This window comes from Bradyrhizobium sp. ma5 (assembly GCF_042258955.1).
Classification (GTDB): Bacteria; Pseudomonadota; Alphaproteobacteria; order Rhizobiales; family Xanthobacteraceae; genus Bradyrhizobium.
In genome coordinates this window covers 8,048,762-8,062,813 of record NZ_CP170156.1, presented here as the reverse complement: position 1 = coordinate 8,062,813, position 14,052 = coordinate 8,048,762, and the positions used below count along the sequence as shown (strand labels likewise).

The following is a 14,052-nucleotide window of genomic DNA, read 5'->3' as shown; positions in this document are numbered from 1 at the left end:
AGTGGCTACCGGTTCGCGTGAAGAAAACGCGTCAAAACAACAACCTGGAGCGTCGTTCCGATTGATCGGAACGAAGCTTTGGACGAAGCGGGGAGGACACCATGAAGAAGTTCATCAATGCGGTCGACAATGTGCTCGGCGAAAGCCTCGACGGCTTCGCCGCCGCGCATGCCGATCTGGTCGTGCTGGGCGCCGAGCGCAAATTCGTGCGCCGCCGCGAGCTGAACGGCAGGAAGGTCGCGCTGGTCTCGGGCGGCGGCAGCGGGCACGAGCCGCTGCATGCCGGCTTCGTCGGCCACGGCATGCTGGATGCCGCATGTCCCGGACAGGTGTTCACCTCGCCGACGCCCGACCAGATCGTCGAAGCCGCGCAGGCGGTCGCGGGCGATGCCGGCGTGCTGTTCATCGTCAAGAACTACGCCGGCGACCGCATGAATTTCGAGATGGCCGCCGAGATCGCCGAAGGCCGCACCGCCACCATCGTGACCGATGACGATGTCGCGGTTGAGAAATCGACCTACAGCATCGGGCGCCGCGGCGTCGCCGGCACCTTGATCGTCGAGAAGATCGTCGGCGCCGCCGCCGAGAAGGGCGCCGATCTCAAGACCTGCGTGGCGCTCGGCGAGCGCGTCAACGCACGGACGCGCTCGATGGGCGTGGCGCTGACCAGCTGCACGGTCCCGGCTGCCGGCACGCCGACCTTCACGCTCGGCGCCGACGAGATGGAGATGGGCGTCGGCATCCATGGCGAGCCGGGCCGCCGTCGCGTCAAGCTCGCGGAGGCCGACGCGATTGCGTCAGAAATGACGACCGCCATCGCCGACGATCTCGCCGCGCCGGCAGGCTCCGAGGCCTTGTTGCTGGTCAACGGCTTCGGCGGCACCCCGACGATCGAGCTCTATCTGATGTACAACGCCGCGCGCCGCATGCTCGAGAGCCGCGGCCTGCGCATCGCGCGCTCGCTGGTCGGCAGCTACGTCACCTCGTTGGACATGGCCGGCTGTTCGCTGACCGTGAGCCTGCTCGATGCCGAGACGTCGGCGTTGTGGGACGCCCCGGTGCGTACGGCCGCATTGAAATGGTGATCGCCGCGGCTGTCGGCCGCATGGATGTCGGCGCAGCTCAAAAGGACTGATATTGGAATCTGCGGCCCATACCCGAAATGAGGCCGTCCGTCTTCGCTCTCGTGTCGCTCGAGCTTCGCCGGACACGTTTCGCCGTTGCAGTCTTGGCGCGGCTGCGCCACGCGGAGCCCGCAAGGGCGAAGCGTGGTGCCCCTGGCCGGAATCGAACCAGCACTCCTTGCGGAACTCGATTTTGAGTCGAGCGCGTCTACCAGTTCCGCCACAGGGGCATTCGCGGTGGACCAGGCCGAGACGGGCCAGGGTCGCGAAGCGCGGCGGACTATAGCGGGCGGTCCGTCACGGTCAACCCGCGCGGATGTGATTGTCCCGCGCCTCGACAGCGGTATTTTGGCGCGATACGACCCGGGCTGAGCATGGAGCAGGGGTCATGACCCTGCCGGACGATGCTCGCAGGAGGACTGCCGTGACGCTCGCCACCGCCCATCCGTCGGATGCTTCCGCCACCGGCAATCCGGCGCTGACTTCGGCCCTGGCGATTGCTGTGATCGCGGCGGCGACGCTGGCCGGCGCCTGGTTCTTCCAGCTCGTGCTGGAGATCATGCCCTGTCCGCTCTGCCTCGAGCAGCGCTATGCCTATTATCTCGCGGTCCCGCTCGGCGCCGTGGTGGCGCTTGCGGCCGCCCGTGGCGCGGCGCGCCCGGTGCTGCTCGCGGGCCTTGCGATCCTCGGCCTCGCCGCGCTCGCCAATGCCGGGCTCGGCGCCTATCACGCCGGGGTCGAATGGGGGTTCTGGCAGGGGCCGACCGACTGCACCGGCCCGTTAATGGATTTCGGCAAGGCCGGCTCGCTGCTGGATCAACTCGACAAGGTCAAGGTGGTCCGCTGCGACGAGGTGCAGTGGCGCTTCCTCGGCATCTCGCTTGCCGGTTACAACGTGCTGATCTCGCTCCTGATGGCCGCGGTCGCCGGCTGGGGCGTGGCGAAGGCGGCCAAGGCTTGAGTTGGAGGGTCTGATTTACAGGCCCTGACTCAATCGATCTGTTTCTTCCGGTCTATTTCTTCTTGCCCGGCGTGAAGGTCGGCTGTCCGCCCTTCTGGCTGGGAGCCGCGGCGATCACCTTGATCTTCTCCTTCTTGGGCTTCTTGGTTTCCCGGTTGCCGTGTCGCTCGCCTTTGGACATGTCGGTCTCCCTCTGTCTCTCGAGATCATCGGCTCGGTCAGAACCCGGCTGCGGAGCAGCCCCGAACGCCGACGTGGATTCGCTTTGCCTGAAGTGATGGTCGTCGACCGTAGGCCGATCGCCTTCGAATAGCGAGCGCCAAAGCGGTCTGCGGCGCACTGCGGCAACAACGCGCAGGATGCTATCAGGAGCGGCCTTCGCCCCTCGTTCGGCGAGAAAGCCAAGAACACCAGGAAAACCAACGAGAAAGCATTGGCTATTGCCGCCGAAGCGGCGCATGCTGGCCGCGGGGCCGCACCGGCGCAAGGCGTTTCGTAAAAGGCTGGCTCATGACCATGCGCTCCCGACGTGAAGTCGTCACCTTCCAGCATCCATTCCGGATCAGAGGCATCGATCGTGAATTGCCCGCAGGCGCCTATGACGTCATTACCGATGAAGAGGCGATCGAAGGGCTCTCATTCGCGGTGTTCCGCCGTGTCGCCACGATGATCATCGTCCCGGCACAAGGCTCCCGCGGATTGACGACGGAGATGGTGTCGATCGGCTCGGTCGATCTGGCGGACGCCCAGCGTATCGATTTGAGCGCCTCGAATGACTGACGAACCGCTCGACCTCGATCGCCACCGCGGTATGGCGGCGCAGAAAGCCACCGACATTCGCCGTGCGCTGGCGGAAATCGAGACCCATGCGAGGGATCTGCGCGAGCGCCAGGTCACGCTCGAGACCGGACTGCTGGCGGTACCTGCTACGTCGTGGCCCGAGGTGGCTGCCAAGGCGCGCTACGTTTTGAATCTGTACGCAGCGAGCCTGCCGCCGGAGGATACGAGGCATCGCGATCTGGTCACGGCAATTCTCGAGGATTTTGTCCGGCTCACCGAGCCGCGATGAACCAGAACCACGTCGCGGCTTTGAAGGAGCTGATCACATGACGCTTACCCAGGGTCGCTTCATCAGCTACGAATACGACCGGATGGTCGTGCTGTTTTCGATGCATGACGACGAGAAGGAGATCCACTGCGCGATCTCGACCTCCGCGATGGATGAATTGGAAGGCGGGGCGCTCGGGCGCGCGGGCCATCGCGAGACTCAGTTCATGCGGCTGCGCGAGCGCATCGAGGCCTGCGCCGATGGCAAGTACCAGGCGAAGGAGTTCGAAGGGGCGCCGCCCCGGATCATCCTGCGCAGCATCGATTTTCGGAAGCCGAGATAGCGGCCGCCCTGTGCGAAGGCCCTGATGCGCGTGTCAGGTGTTTCAAGGTGGAGGCTATCCCGCCGTCACCGCCCCATGCGCGACAGACGAGCCCATGCTGATCATCGTGCACCGCGTCCCTGTCGAGTTGCTGCTGTTGGCCAATGAGACGTTGTTGCGCCTCAGGAGCCGACGCAATCTCGTCGCCACGTTGATGAGCGAGCAGCGCCCGCGATTCACCATCTCCGAAATACATGGTGCGAGCCGCCGGCTGACCGCGCTATGGCGCGCAGTCGCCAGGGAGCGGCTCGAGGAATGGAGCGAAGCACAGCCCGATTCGGTCTATGCCCGGATCACCGGGCACTTGTGGCGTGCCGCAGCCGTTGCGAAACTGCAAATCGACCGGGACGAGGAGCTGTGGTTCGATCCCGATGAACTGGTGGCGTTGGCGCGATCGTTCCGCGATCAGCCGGACCAGTCGACGGCCGAGGCATGATCGGGATTGGATCTGTAGGGTAGGTAGAGCCAACGGGTCCGCGCAAAGCGCGGCCGGATGACAGGCTCCGCGAAACCCACCACGCTTCCACCCGTCCGCCTCTCAATCCGTCATGCTGAGGAGGCCGCGCTTGCGGCCGTCTCGAAGCATGCACGGCCACCAGCCGGGCCGTTCATCCTTCGAGGCTCGCTCCGCTCGCACCTCCAGCGACAAAGGCGAGGCCTTTGCGCGGGGATGACGGAATTAACAGGTGAGCCTTGGACTAATCGTCGACGTCGTCCTGCGGCCGTCCGAACAGATGGATGATGCCCGGCGTCGAGATGGTGACGAACAGGAAGCGCGACAGATGATGCGCGCCGACGAAGATCGGGTCGATGTGCAGCGTCAGCGCCAGCGCCAGCATCGCGTCCATCGCGCCGGGTGCGAAGGCGACCACGACGTCGGCGAGCCGCACATGGGTGGTGAAGGCGATCACCGCGACGAACACGGCCGAGATTGCGATCGCGATCGCAAACGAGCCGAGCCCGGCATTGACGTGGCTCAGCAGGGTCGAGGTCTTCATCCGCGCAAACCGGGTGCCGATCAGCGCGCCGATGCCGACCAGCGCGACGTTGCGCAGCCAGGGCGGCAGGCCGCCATCGACCAGCCCTGAGCCATGCAGCAGGCTGGAGGCGAGCATCGCACCGAACATCCAGCTGGCGGGGAATTTGATCCAGCGCAGCAGCAGCGAGACACCGATCGACCCGGCGACCAGGGCGATCAGGCCGAACGGCGAGGCGACCGTCGTCGGCAACGGCGGCGGCGCCGCGTGCGTCACGCCGGTCAGCGCCAGCACCAGCGGCAGTGCCGCGGTCAGGATGATGACGCGCATGGTCTGAACCACGGCGATCGCCGCGACGTCGGCGCCCTTCTCCGCGGCGAGGATCGTGATCTGCGAGAGCGCGCCGGGGCTGCCGGCGAGGAAGGCCGAGGTCTGGTCCCAGCCATGGATGCGTTGCAGATAGACGCTCGAGCCGAAGGTCGAGCAGAACGTCGCCAGCGCCAGCAGGGCGATGGTGAGCGGATAGGAGCTCATGTGCTGCAGCAATTGCTGCGACATCAGCGAGCCCAGCGAGATGCCGAGCAGCAGCAGCACCGATTGCGTCAGCACCGGCGGCACCGCGAGCGGCCGTCCGGCCAATGCGGCGATCCCAACCGCGCACATCGCACCCGAGATCAGGCCGCCCGGCAATCCCGCCCATAAAAACAGCAGGCCGCCGCCGGCGCCGATGACGAGAGTCTCGAGTCCGTTCAGAACTATGCTGCGGTCGGGAATGGCGGTCGCCATCGAAGCGCGGATCAGGGTCACGCCGCCTTATGGCAAATTCGCAACCACGGGACAATTGCATCTCGCGATTGCAGCATTGCGCCCCGGCTTGCCCGGCGCACAGATTTTCACCCTCCCCGGCGGGGAGGGTGAAGGACGTCAAAATACGTCTACGCGTTACTTCGCGGCCGGCGCAGCGGCAGCACCGCCCGCCTTCTTGCACTCGGAGCGGAATTTCTTGCGCTCCTTGCCATGCAGGCCCTTGGCGTCGGCTTGCTTCGAGCACTCCAGCGACTCGGCGGTGCGCGGCTTGGCTTCCTTGGCCATCTTGCCGTCGGCCTTCGGAGCGGCGTCCTTGGCGGCGGGCGCGGCGGTTTGCGCGAAGGCGCCGCCCATCAGCAGCAGGGAGGCAAGGGCGGTTGCGGTCGCGAGCTTGGAAATCGTCATCATGGGACACCTCGTGGGGGCAGGAGCCGAAACGTTGCGCGGCCATGATGAACCGTGGATGAACATGCGGTGGTCCAGCCGCCACAATATTTTAACGGCCAAGGGCGTCCGCACGTTGTCGCAAGTCGGGGTTGCGCTAGGATAATGGTCTTACGCCAATGCCCCCCAAGGGAAGCCGAGGGAAACCTCACGGGAAACCAGGGATGACGGGAGACCAGGGATGACCATTCAGACCAGATTGTTGTGTGTGATTGCGGTATCGGGCTTTGCAGCTTTTGCGGCGAGCGCGCCAGCGCAGGCCTTGACCGCGCAGGAATGCAGCGCCAAGTACCAGGCGGCCAAGTCGGGCGGCACCCTCAACGGCCAGAAGTGGAACGATTTCCGCAAGGCGCAATGCGGCGCCGACGCAACCCCGGCCGCGGCGCCCGCCGCTCCTCCGCCCGTTGCTGCCGCGCCTGCTCCGGCCGCGCCGAAGGAAGCCAAGCGGGAAGCCGCTCCCGCCGCGGCACCCGCCGCACCGGCAGGGCCCGCCGTGTTTCCGAACGCGATCGATCCCAAATACGCCAAGGAATCCGAAGGCAAGGGGCGCATGCACACCTGCGTGGACCAGTACAATGCCAACAAGACGACCGGCGGCAATGGCGGCCTGAAGTGGATCCAGAAGGGCGGCGGCTATTACAGCGAATGCAACAAGAAGCTGAAGGGCGCCTGAGCCCAGCCACATCTGTCATCGCCCGCGCAGGCGGGCGATCCAGTACGCCGCGGCGTCTCGGTTCGCGCACGGGCGTCTCTGGAATACTGGATCACCCGCATGCGCGGGTGATGATACCGATGGTGAGGCGAGACTCTCGATGTGAGATCGACGGGCGGCCGGTGCAAGCCGGCCGCTTTTCTTTCGGCAGAAGCGTTATTGGCCTTCCGCAAGCAGCTTGTCCGCCGATTGCGCCAGTAGTTGCGCGCGCTTGCGCGGGCCGCGTTCGAGAAACAACAGGCTCTGGCCGAAGATGAAGCAGTAGAACAGGAAGGCCTGCGCATCGGCTTCGTCGGCCGAGAGCCCGGTGGCGCGATAGAGCTGGCCGACCTGCTTCAGCCGCGCGGCATCGACGCTCGCGGCGGCGGCCGCCGCGGCGTCATCGGTGCGCGCCCATTGCCGGATCGCAAGCTCCACCGCCATCGCCTCGGTGTTCATGCGCTCCGAATAGAGCGTGATGATCGCCTTCAGCCGCTCGCGCGCGCTGGCGCCGTCGAGCGCGGTCTGCTTCTCGATTGCGGCGATGCGGCCGTCGCGCCAGCGCGTCAGCATCGCCTCCAGCAGCGCGGCGCGATCCCTGAAGCGGCGGTAGAAGCCGCCCTTGGTGACGCCCAGATTCTTCGCCAGCACCTCGACCCGCACGCCATCGACGCCGCTATGCGCGAGTTCGGCAAAGCCGGCCGCGACCCAGACGTCGCCCTTGCTTTCAGTCATGTGATCTCCGCGGATCGGTCCCGATACGGCACCGTATTGCTAGCCTGCTTGGTCCCTGATACGCTACCGTATCAAAGCGCAAAGGAGGGGACGATGGAGGGCGAAGCGACCTATCGCGGCACGATCTATCCCTGGCACTGCGATCACATCGGCCACATGAACGTCATGTGGTATGTCGGCAAGTTCGACGAGGCGAGCTGGAACATGTTCGCGCGGCTCGGGCTGACGCCGAGCTATCTGCGCGAATCCGGCCGCGGCATGGCCGCCGTGCAGCAGAACATCTCCTATCAGCGCGAGCTGCTTGCCGGCGACCTCGTCGAGGTCAAGAGCCGGCTGGTCGAGTTCCGCGACAAGTCGGTCCGCATCCTGCACGAGATGCGCAACGCGGAGACCGGCGACATCGCCGCGACCTGCGAGATCGCCGCCGTGCACATCGATCGCGCCGCGCGCAAATCCGCGCCGTTCGCGCCGGCGATCCGCTACGCCGCGATGCCGCACCTCGTGCCGTCAGAATCCGTGACTGCGTGACCGCGATGCCCCGCTTTGAGCCGAAGAATCCCGACTTCCGCGCGATTGCCACCGCCACATTCGAACGCCAGCGCGCAATGCAGACGCTTGGTATCTCAATCGCGCGCATGGAGCCGGGCGAGGTCGATCTCGCGATGCCCTATGCGGCGGAGTTCTGCCAGCAGAACGGGTTCGTGCATGCCGGAATCATCACCGCGGGGCTCGACAATGCCTGCGGGATCGCCGCCTTCACGCTGATGCCCGAAGGCTCCGACATCCTCACGGTGGAGTTCAAGACCAATCTGCTGGCGCCGGCCCGCGGCGAACGGTTCGTATTCCGCGGCGTCGTGGTCAAGCCAGGCCGCACGCTGACGGTTTGCGACGGCCGCGCCTACGCCGTGCAGAACGGCATCGAGACGCTGGTCGCGACCATGAGCGGGACGCTGATGGCGTTGCAGCGGCGGGAGCCGCTAGCAACGAGCGGAGCTTTGTCTCCGTCACCCTGAGGTGCGAGCCTTGCGGCGCAATTGCGCCGCTGGGCGAGCCTCGAAGGGTCGACGGCCCACGCTTTCGCCAGCGGAGAAGTAACACGCGGAAACATCTGGGCCGTGCATCCTTCGAGACGCGCTTCGCGCTCCTCAGGGTGACGGGACTCAGAGACCGGGCTGCTTGGGAAAGGCGTGCCCAGCATTTGCGCACACGCTTGAGTCCCGCGCATTGACAAGCCTCCCCCACACCGACCTGATACGCGCATGTTTCGCGTGAGCGCCTTGTCATGATCGCCAGCCTCAGCCTGATCCTGCTCTGTCAACTGATCGGCGAGGTTGCCGTGCGCGCGCTGGCGGTGCCGGTGCCGGGGCCGGTGGTCGGGTTGGTGCTCCTGCTGTTGCTGCTGCTCGCGCGCGACCGCTTTCCGGTGCTCGCGCGCGGGCCGCTCGGCAATGACGGGGTCGAGAGCGCAAGCCGCGGGATGCTCGCCAATCTCTCGCTGCTGTTCATTCCGGCCGGGGTCGGCGTCGTGCAGAAGCTCGATCTGCTCGCCGAGCACGGCATCGCGATCCTGGTGATCCTCGCGGTTTCGGTCATCGTCACGCTGCTGGCGACGGTCGCGACCTTCGTGGCGGCGAGCAGTCTGTTTGCGCGCGAGGAGGACAACCCGTGAGCGACAATCCGTTTTCGCTCTGGGTCTATCTCTCGCAGTCGCCGCTGCTCTGGCTGACGGTGACGCTATTGACCTATGCCGCAACCGATGCGGTGTCGCTGAAGACGAGGCGGCACCCGCTCGCCAATCCCGTGCTGCATTCGCTGTGGATCATCGGCGCGTTCCTGCTGCTTACCAACACCTCCTACACCACCTATTTTGCCGGTGCGCAGTTCGTTCACTTCCTGCTCGGGCCGGCGACGGTCGCGCTCGCGGTGCCGCTCTACGAGAACCGCAGGCGGGTCGCGGCTGCGGTCCTGCCGATGCTGGTTGCGCTCGCGGTCGGCTCGCTCACCGCGATCGTCTCGGTGGTGCTGCTGGCGCGGGCTTTCGGCCTGCCGCGCGACATCATCCTGTCGCTGGCCCCCAAATCAGTCACGGCCGGCGTTGCGATGGGCATCAGCGAGTCCCTGCATGCCGACCCTTCGCTGACGGCGGTCTCGGTGATCCTCACCGGCATCATGGGGGCGATCATCGTCACGCCCTTGATGAACTTTACCGGCATCACGGACTTTCGTGGCCGCGGCTTTGCCGCCGGCATCGCCGCCCATGGCATCGGCACCGCGCGCGCCTTCCAGGTCGACGAGGTCGCCGGCGTCTTTGCCGGGATCGCGATGAGCCTGAATGCGCTAGTCACCTCGCTGCTGGTGCCGCTGGCCGTGACCTATCTGCTGCGCTGACGCCCCTTGCAGGGCAGTTTTGTGCTATTGGTATGGCGCCGAGCAGCAAATCCTTCTATGGTTGCCGCCGCAAACACGAGTCTGTTCCCCTTGGTCTTTTCCGCAACTCAAAGCGTGCTCGGGCTGGTATCGGGCATGCTGGTCGGCTTTTCGTTGGGCCTGGTCGGCGGCGGCGGGTCGATCCTTGCCGTGCCGCTGATGGTCTATGTGGTCGGGGTAGCCCAGCCGCATGTCGCGATCGGCACCTCGGCGATCGCGGTCGCCGCCAACGCCGCGATCAACCTCTCCAACCACGCCCGCGGCGGCACCGTGATCTGGTCCTGCGCACTGCTGTTCGCGCTGTCAGGCATGTTCGGCGCTTTCGGCGGCTCGATCCTCGGCAAGATGCTGGACGGGCAGAAGCTGCTCGCAATGTTCTCGATCGTGATGCTGGTGATCGCAGGGTTGATGCTGAAGACCCGCGCGCGGGTCGGGCTGACCGACGTCAAGATCTCGATGTCCAACACGCCCGCGATCATAGGCCTCGGGCTTGCCACGGGAACCATGTCGGGCTTCTTCGGCATCGGCGGCGGCTTCCTGATCGTGCCGGCCCTGATGCTGGCGACCGGGATGCCGATCATGAACGCGGTCAGCTCGTCGCTGGTGGCCGTCACCGCCTTCGGCATGACCACGGCCCTCAGCTATGCGTGGTCCGGGCTGGTGTCATGGGGCCTGGCGGGGCTATTCGTCGCCGGCGGCATCGCGGGCGGTCTCTTGGGCACTCGGAGCGCCCGCCACCTGTCGGAACGGCGCGGCGCCCTCAATATCGTGTTTGCGACTGTGATTATCGTGGTGGCGATCTATATGCTGCTGCGTAACATCAATGTGTCCTGAACGTAGAAGGGCGAGGAGCCCTTCCGGAAGCGAGCTATGAACCACCTGACGAAATTTCCCCTCGACAACGCGGGCGCCACCCGCCGCGGCGCGCTCGGCCTCATCGGTGCCGGCATTGCGCTCCTTGCCGCTGGAGGCGCGCGCGCCGAGGACGACAATGTCCTGACCGAGCAACAGGTGCTGCGCGATCCGGACATTCCTGTCATCGGCAACCCCAAGGGCGACATCACGATCGTCGAATGGTTCGACTACAACTGCCCGTATTGCCGCAAGCTCGCGCCGGAGCTCCGCCAGGTGGTGCAGGACGACGGCAAGGTTCGTCTGGTGCTCAAGGATTGGCCGATCCTCGGGCCGGTGTCGAAGGTCGCGGCGCGGATGGCGCTGGCGGCGAAGTACCAGGACAAGTTCGAAGCCGCGCATGAGGCGATGATCTCGGTCAATTCGCGCATCACCGAGCCGCGCATCGCCGAACTGCTCTCGGGCGCCGGTCTCGACATGGATCGCCTGAAGAAGGATCTCGACACCAACGCCAAGGCGATCGACGCGGTTTTGGCGCGTAACAACGAACAGGCGCAGGCATTCGGCTTCAACGGCACGCCGTCATTCATCGTCGGCAAGTATCGCGTACCGGGCGTGCTCAGCATCGATCAGTTCGAGCAGGTCATCGCCGACGCGCGCAAGGCCAATATGGGCCGCAAGACCGAGCAGAACTAGCCCGCGTCGTCGCTTCCCTCACGACCAACATGGAGCGCGTTTACGTCGAGCCTTTCCGCTTGGCATAGGCGCGCCGCGCGCGCTCGCGATTGCCGCACACTTCGCTCGAGCACCATCTGCGCGTCCGGTTCGGGCTCTCGTCGACGAAGAACCAGCCGCAGCCGTCGGCCTCGCAGCATCCGATGCGGCTTGCGTCGTCTGACGCCAGCAGGGCCGTGAGTGACCACAACACCGGCCACAACGGCTCCGTCACCTCGATCCCCGCAAGCGCATGGCGATAGCCTCGCTCCTGCCGCACCAGGTCGGGCTGTCGGGGAGCCCGCGCCAGCATCTGATTGACGAGACGGAGGTCCACGCTGCGGCCATTGCGGAGCGCGTCGGAAATCGCCCAGATGTCGCGACGCAAATCATGCGCCTTCTGCATCGCGGCCATGGCAAGGCTGCTCGCCGAATGCGCTTTCAGCTTCCTGATCGCGGCGAGCGGCAGGGTGCCGCGGCGTTCGCTCCAGGACAATAGCGCAGCATAATCCGGGATCAGCTCCTGCGGATCGTTCGAGGTCCGCCAGTCGAGCGTGTTCGCGAAGTCGAGGCAGACCCGTCCACCGAAGAACTGTGTCGCTGCCCGCGCGGGATCCCTTGACATCACGGCCTCTCACCAAGTTTAATCTAACGGTCATGACCATTACAAGCGCCCAACCGTCGCAACGCGTCCCAACGATGACGGCCGCCGGATTCAGGCGGGGCCTGGTCGCGGCCTTGCCGTTCCTGCTCAGCAACGGCGCCGCCGGCCTGGTGATGGGACTGACCTACAAGGGGCTTGGGCTGGAGGCGCCGCAAGCGATTCTGTTCAGCCTGCTCGTCTACTCCGCCACCGCCCAGGCGATCACGCTGAGCATGTGGGCAAGCCCGTTGCCGGTTGCCGCCATGGTCGTTGCCTGCATCGCCACCAATTCACGATACTTACTGATGGGCGCCCATCTGCGCCAGCTATTTGGCGGACTGGCCCCCCGGAAGATCCTGCTCAGCCTGTTTCTGCTCGCGGACGCGTCGTGGCTGATGACGAGCTCGGATGCAGACAGCAACGGACCCGATGCCGGCTATCTGCTCGGATCGAGCATCCCGATGGCGATCGGCTGGGTCGGCGGCACCGCACTTGCCTATGCCGCCCCGTTCGCAGCGAGCGGGCCGCTGAAGCTCGCCGCCGCGCTGCTGCCGACGATGTTCATTGCGACGCTGCTTCCCAGCCAGTGGAAGAACGCGACATCTCGGTGGCCGTGGCTGGTCTCGGCAGTCGTCGCGCTGTTTGTCAGCCGATTCGTGGATCCCAGCTGGTCGATGCTGATCGGGGGCGGATGCGGCACGCTCGTCAGCATGATGGAACGGACCGATGCGTGACCTGGACATTCTCGGCGTGATCTTCATCCTCGGGCTGACATGCTATGCCATGCGCGCCGGTGGATACGTCCTCGCCGGGTCGATGCGCGACGATGGCATCGCCGCGCGGTTTCTCCGGCTCGCGCCCGGCAATCTGTTCATCGCATTCATTGTCGGTGGCTGCCTGTCCGGCGGGCTGGCAGGTCTTGTCGGGACAATGGTCGCGCTCGTGACGATGGCTGTCACGGCCAAGGAATGGGCCGCGCTGGGCGCGGGGTTCGGTGCGGCCTTGGCGGCGTCTGCGATCGGGCTGTGACGTCACCGGTTACTTGGACGCGATCTTGTCCCACTGCTCGCGGGTGCGCGTCTTCAGCAAGTTCCAGTCATGGGCTGCAACATCCCAATTCACGATGGTGCGGGTATCCTGTGCCACTTCGCCATTGGCGACGCTCGACGTCTGCATCGAATCGTAGACATAGACGCCGCAAATCAGCAGCAGCGCGCCCAATATCATGCCGAAAAACGTCCGCATCGCTCAATCCCTCCGGTGTCGGCGAGATAACGTCGTGGGGTTCGCTGTGGTTCCGGCGATCGATCAACTGCGCGCGAACACGCGCATCACATAATCGATGAACACGCGAACCCGCGGCGAAAGCTGTCGATTGCGCGGATAGAGCAGCGAAACCGGCACCGATGGCGGCGGGCACTGCTGCAACACCGGGATCAGCGTGCCGCTCGCGAGATCGGCTTCGGCATGGAAGCGTGGCACCTGCACGAGGCCGAGCCCGAGCCTGGCGCTCGCCAGATAGCTCTCGGGGCCGGTCACGGACATCGGCGCCGGCAGCGGAAACTGTTTCAGCGTGCTGTCGATCACGAATTCCATCGGCCGCAAGCGCCCCGTCGTCAGCGAGCGGATGCCGATCATGCGATGGCCGTCGAGCGCGAATGGATCGGTCGGCACGCCGAAGCGCGCAAGGTAATCCGGCGTGGCGCAGGTCAACCGCTCCAGCATCGTGACCTGGCGCGCGATCATGTCGCTGTCGGGCAATTGGCCGAAGCGCAGCACGCAGTCGACGCCTTCGCGGATCAGGTCGACCCAGCGATCGCTCTCGCTCATGTTGATCTCGATGTCGGGATATTGAGCGAGGAAGCCGGGCAGGTTCGGCAGCAGGAAGTGCCGCGCCAAGGTGCCCTGCACCTCGAGCCGCAGCAGGCCCTTCGGCCGCGCGCCGCCGAACGCGCCTTCGGCGTCTTCGAGGTCCGCGATCAGCGACACGCAGCGGCGGTAATGCGCCTCGCCGTCGAGCGTCGGCCTGACCGTGCGCGTGGTGCGCTCGAGCAGCCGCACGCCGAGCCGCGCCTCCAGCCCCTTCACCGCATCCGTCACCGTCGAGCGCGGCAAAGCGAGATCGTCGGCGGCGAGAGAAAAGCTGCGGCGTTCGACCACCCGGGTGAATACGCGCATCGCGTCGAAGCGGTCCATTATTATCCGGCAATTACGAATAGTGATGCCAGAAGATGCCTGATTATCCGG

General features: G+C 65.6%; 22 protein-coding genes and 1 tRNA gene. 15 read left to right on the top strand and 8 right to left on the bottom strand.

Going from position 1 to position 14,052, the window contains the following annotated elements; genetic code table 11:
* Positions 1-101: 101 nt before the first annotated feature.
* Complete coding sequence (dhaK, locus tag ACE103_RS38100; protein ID WP_223966726.1) at positions 102-1,085, top strand: dihydroxyacetone kinase subunit DhaK; 984 nt, start codon at positions 102-104, stop codon at positions 1,083-1,085.
* A gap of 184 nt (positions 1,086-1,269) precedes the next feature.
* Here dhaK and ACE103_RS38095 read toward each other — a convergent pair.
* A tRNA-Leu gene (locus ACE103_RS38095) sits at positions 1,270-1,354 on the bottom strand.
* Positions 1,355-1,512: 158 nt separating this feature from the next.
* Here ACE103_RS38095 and ACE103_RS38090 point away from each other — a divergent pair.
* The gene (locus ACE103_RS38090; protein WP_375777182.1) at positions 1,513-2,085 is read left to right on the top strand and encodes a disulfide bond formation protein B; all 573 of its coding nucleotides are present in this window, start codon (positions 1,513-1,515) and stop codon (positions 2,083-2,085) included.
* A gap of 52 nt (positions 2,086-2,137) precedes the next feature.
* Here ACE103_RS38090 and ACE103_RS38085 read toward each other — a convergent pair whose 3' ends face one another.
* Complete coding sequence (locus tag ACE103_RS38085) at positions 2,138-2,545, bottom strand: hypothetical protein (protein ID WP_375777181.1); 408 nt, start codon at positions 2,543-2,545, stop codon at positions 2,138-2,140.
* 50 nt (positions 2,546-2,595) lie between these two features.
* Between ACE103_RS38085 and ACE103_RS38080 the strand changes: the two genes are divergently transcribed.
* From ACE103_RS38080 to ACE103_RS38065, 4 genes are all read left to right on the top strand, one after another.
* Entirely contained in the window at positions 2,596-2,865 is a 270-nt protein-coding gene (locus ACE103_RS38080) for a hypothetical protein (protein ID WP_223966729.1), read from the top strand.
* A complete protein-coding gene (locus ACE103_RS38075; RefSeq protein WP_223966731.1) occupies positions 2,858-3,154 on the top strand; it encodes a hypothetical protein in 297 nt (98 codons plus the stop codon). Before ACE103_RS38080 ends, ACE103_RS38075 begins: the two co-directional genes overlap by 8 nt.
* Before the next feature lie 37 nt (positions 3,155-3,191).
* Positions 3,192-3,476 carry a DUF1488 family protein gene (locus ACE103_RS38070; RefSeq protein ID WP_092123564.1) on the top strand — a complete coding sequence of 95 codons (285 nt, stop codon included), beginning with the start codon at positions 3,192-3,194 and terminating at the stop codon, positions 3,474-3,476.
* A gap of 94 nt (positions 3,477-3,570) precedes the next feature.
* Entirely contained in the window at positions 3,571-3,951 is a 381-nt protein-coding gene (locus ACE103_RS38065) for a hypothetical protein (RefSeq protein ID WP_375777180.1), read from the top strand.
* A 262-nt stretch (positions 3,952-4,213) separates the two neighbouring features.
* Here the strand turns inward: ACE103_RS38065 and ACE103_RS38060 are convergent, their stop codons facing one another.
* A complete protein-coding gene (locus ACE103_RS38060) occupies positions 4,214-5,299 on the bottom strand; it encodes an AbrB family transcriptional regulator (protein WP_375777179.1) in 1,086 nt (361 codons plus the stop codon).
* Between the two features lie 135 nt (positions 5,300-5,434).
* Entirely contained in the window at positions 5,435-5,707 is a 273-nt protein-coding gene (locus tag ACE103_RS38055) for a PsiF family protein (protein WP_223966735.1), read from the bottom strand.
* A 217-nt stretch (positions 5,708-5,924) separates the two neighbouring features.
* On the opposite strand from ACE103_RS38055, the gene ACE103_RS38050 reads away from it, so the two are divergent.
* The gene (locus ACE103_RS38050; RefSeq protein WP_223966737.1) at positions 5,925-6,416 is read left to right on the top strand and encodes a hypothetical protein; all 492 of its coding nucleotides are present in this window, start codon (positions 5,925-5,927) and stop codon (positions 6,414-6,416) included.
* Positions 6,417-6,611: 195 nt separating this feature from the next.
* On the opposite strand, the gene ACE103_RS38045 is transcribed toward ACE103_RS38050, so the two are convergent.
* Positions 6,612-7,169, bottom strand: coding sequence for a TetR/AcrR family transcriptional regulator (locus ACE103_RS38045; protein WP_375777178.1), 558 nt, complete (start codon positions 7,167-7,169; stop codon positions 6,612-6,614).
* A 93-nt stretch (positions 7,170-7,262) separates the two neighbouring features.
* Here ACE103_RS38045 and ACE103_RS38040 point away from each other — a divergent pair, with 93 nt between their 5' ends.
* From ACE103_RS38040 to ACE103_RS38015, 6 genes are all read left to right on the top strand, one after another.
* Positions 7,263-7,697, top strand: a complete 435-nt coding sequence (locus ACE103_RS38040) for an acyl-CoA thioesterase (protein WP_375777177.1) — start codon at positions 7,263-7,265, stop codon at positions 7,695-7,697.
* A gap of 5 nt (positions 7,698-7,702) precedes the next feature.
* Entirely contained in the window at positions 7,703-8,182 is a 480-nt protein-coding gene (locus ACE103_RS38035; RefSeq protein WP_375777176.1) for a PaaI family thioesterase, read from the top strand.
* A 269-nt stretch (positions 8,183-8,451) separates the two neighbouring features.
* A complete protein-coding gene (locus ACE103_RS38030; RefSeq protein WP_375777175.1) occupies positions 8,452-8,838 on the top strand; it encodes a CidA/LrgA family protein in 387 nt (128 codons plus the stop codon).
* The gene (locus tag ACE103_RS38025) at positions 8,835-9,557 is read left to right on the top strand and encodes an LrgB family protein (protein WP_375777174.1); all 723 of its coding nucleotides are present in this window, start codon (positions 8,835-8,837) and stop codon (positions 9,555-9,557) included. The genes ACE103_RS38030 and ACE103_RS38025 overlap by 4 nt, the downstream gene beginning before the upstream one ends.
* 135 nt (positions 9,558-9,692) lie before the next feature.
* Positions 9,693-10,430, top strand: coding sequence for a sulfite exporter TauE/SafE family protein (locus tag ACE103_RS38020; RefSeq protein WP_223967205.1), 738 nt, complete (start codon positions 9,693-9,695; stop codon positions 10,428-10,430).
* A gap of 36 nt (positions 10,431-10,466) precedes the next feature.
* Entirely contained in the window at positions 10,467-11,144 is a 678-nt protein-coding gene (locus tag ACE103_RS38015; RefSeq protein ID WP_223966745.1) for a DsbA family protein, read from the top strand.
* 40 nt (positions 11,145-11,184) lie between these two features.
* On the opposite strand, the gene ACE103_RS38010 is transcribed toward ACE103_RS38015, so the two are convergent.
* Entirely contained in the window at positions 11,185-11,787 is a 603-nt protein-coding gene (locus tag ACE103_RS38010) for a CGNR zinc finger domain-containing protein (RefSeq protein ID WP_375777173.1), read from the bottom strand.
* Between the two features lie 74 nt (positions 11,788-11,861).
* Between ACE103_RS38010 and ACE103_RS38005 the strand changes: the two genes are divergently transcribed.
* Together ACE103_RS38005 and ACE103_RS38000 are read left to right on the top strand one after the other, a co-directional pair.
* A complete protein-coding gene (locus ACE103_RS38005) occupies positions 11,862-12,539 on the top strand; it encodes an AzlC family ABC transporter permease (protein WP_375777172.1) in 678 nt (225 codons plus the stop codon).
* Entirely contained in the window at positions 12,532-12,834 is a 303-nt protein-coding gene (locus ACE103_RS38000) for an AzlD domain-containing protein (protein WP_375777171.1), read from the top strand. Before ACE103_RS38005 ends, ACE103_RS38000 begins: the two co-directional genes overlap by 8 nt.
* Before the next feature lie 9 nt (positions 12,835-12,843).
* Here the strand turns inward: ACE103_RS38000 and ACE103_RS37995 are convergent, their stop codons facing one another.
* Both ACE103_RS37995 and ACE103_RS37990 read right to left on the bottom strand, forming a co-directional pair.
* Entirely contained in the window at positions 12,844-13,050 is a 207-nt protein-coding gene (locus tag ACE103_RS37995) for a hypothetical protein (RefSeq protein ID WP_223966750.1), read from the bottom strand.
* A 63-nt stretch (positions 13,051-13,113) separates the two neighbouring features.
* A complete protein-coding gene (locus tag ACE103_RS37990; protein WP_375777170.1) occupies positions 13,114-14,001 on the bottom strand; it encodes a LysR family transcriptional regulator in 888 nt (295 codons plus the stop codon).
* Positions 14,002-14,052 lie beyond the last annotated feature (51 nt).

What these genes read in the sequence shown, in the direction of transcription:
- dhaK (WP_223966726.1), top strand. Translation starts at nt 102, where the DNA reads ATGAAGAAGTTCATCAATGCGGTCGACAATGTGCTCGGCGAAAGCCTC.
- ACE103_RS38090 (WP_375777182.1), top strand. Translation starts at nt 1,513, where the DNA reads ATGACCCTGCCGGACGATGCTCGCAGGAGGACTGCCGTGACGCTCGCC.
- ACE103_RS38085 (WP_375777181.1), bottom strand. Translation starts at nt 2,545, where the DNA reads ATGCGCCGCTTCGGCGGCAATAGCCAATGCTTTCTCGTTGGTTTTCCT.
- ACE103_RS38080 (WP_223966729.1), top strand. Translation starts at nt 2,596, where the DNA reads ATGACCATGCGCTCCCGACGTGAAGTCGTCACCTTCCAGCATCCATTC.
- ACE103_RS38075 (WP_223966731.1), top strand. Translation starts at nt 2,858, where the DNA reads ATGACTGACGAACCGCTCGACCTCGATCGCCACCGCGGTATGGCGGCG.
- ACE103_RS38070 (WP_092123564.1), top strand. Translation starts at nt 3,192, where the DNA reads ATGACGCTTACCCAGGGTCGCTTCATCAGCTACGAATACGACCGGATG.
- ACE103_RS38065 (WP_375777180.1), top strand. Translation starts at nt 3,571, where the DNA reads ATGCTGATCATCGTGCACCGCGTCCCTGTCGAGTTGCTGCTGTTGGCC.
- ACE103_RS38055 (WP_223966735.1), bottom strand. Translation starts at nt 5,707, where the DNA reads ATGATGACGATTTCCAAGCTCGCGACCGCAACCGCCCTTGCCTCCCTG.
- ACE103_RS38050 (WP_223966737.1), top strand. Translation starts at nt 5,925, where the DNA reads ATGACCATTCAGACCAGATTGTTGTGTGTGATTGCGGTATCGGGCTTT.
- ACE103_RS38045 (WP_375777178.1), bottom strand. Translation starts at nt 7,169, where the DNA reads ATGACTGAAAGCAAGGGCGACGTCTGGGTCGCGGCCGGCTTTGCCGAA.
- ACE103_RS38040 (WP_375777177.1), top strand. Translation starts at nt 7,263, where the DNA reads ATGGAGGGCGAAGCGACCTATCGCGGCACGATCTATCCCTGGCACTGC.
- ACE103_RS38035 (WP_375777176.1), top strand. Translation starts at nt 7,703, where the DNA reads ATGCCCCGCTTTGAGCCGAAGAATCCCGACTTCCGCGCGATTGCCACC.
- ACE103_RS38030 (WP_375777175.1), top strand. Translation starts at nt 8,452, where the DNA reads ATGATCGCCAGCCTCAGCCTGATCCTGCTCTGTCAACTGATCGGCGAG.
- ACE103_RS38020 (WP_223967205.1), top strand. Translation starts at nt 9,693, where the DNA reads ATGCTGGTCGGCTTTTCGTTGGGCCTGGTCGGCGGCGGCGGGTCGATC.
- ACE103_RS38015 (WP_223966745.1), top strand. Translation starts at nt 10,467, where the DNA reads ATGAACCACCTGACGAAATTTCCCCTCGACAACGCGGGCGCCACCCGC.
- ACE103_RS38010 (WP_375777173.1), bottom strand. Translation starts at nt 11,787, where the DNA reads ATGTCAAGGGATCCCGCGCGGGCAGCGACACAGTTCTTCGGTGGACGG.
- ACE103_RS38005 (WP_375777172.1), top strand. Translation starts at nt 11,862, where the DNA reads ATGACGGCCGCCGGATTCAGGCGGGGCCTGGTCGCGGCCTTGCCGTTC.
- ACE103_RS38000 (WP_375777171.1), top strand. Translation starts at nt 12,532, where the DNA reads ATGCGTGACCTGGACATTCTCGGCGTGATCTTCATCCTCGGGCTGACA.
- ACE103_RS37995 (WP_223966750.1), bottom strand. Translation starts at nt 13,050, where the DNA reads ATGCGGACGTTTTTCGGCATGATATTGGGCGCGCTGCTGCTGATTTGC.
- ACE103_RS37990 (WP_375777170.1), bottom strand. Translation starts at nt 14,001, where the DNA reads ATGGACCGCTTCGACGCGATGCGCGTATTCACCCGGGTGGTCGAACGC.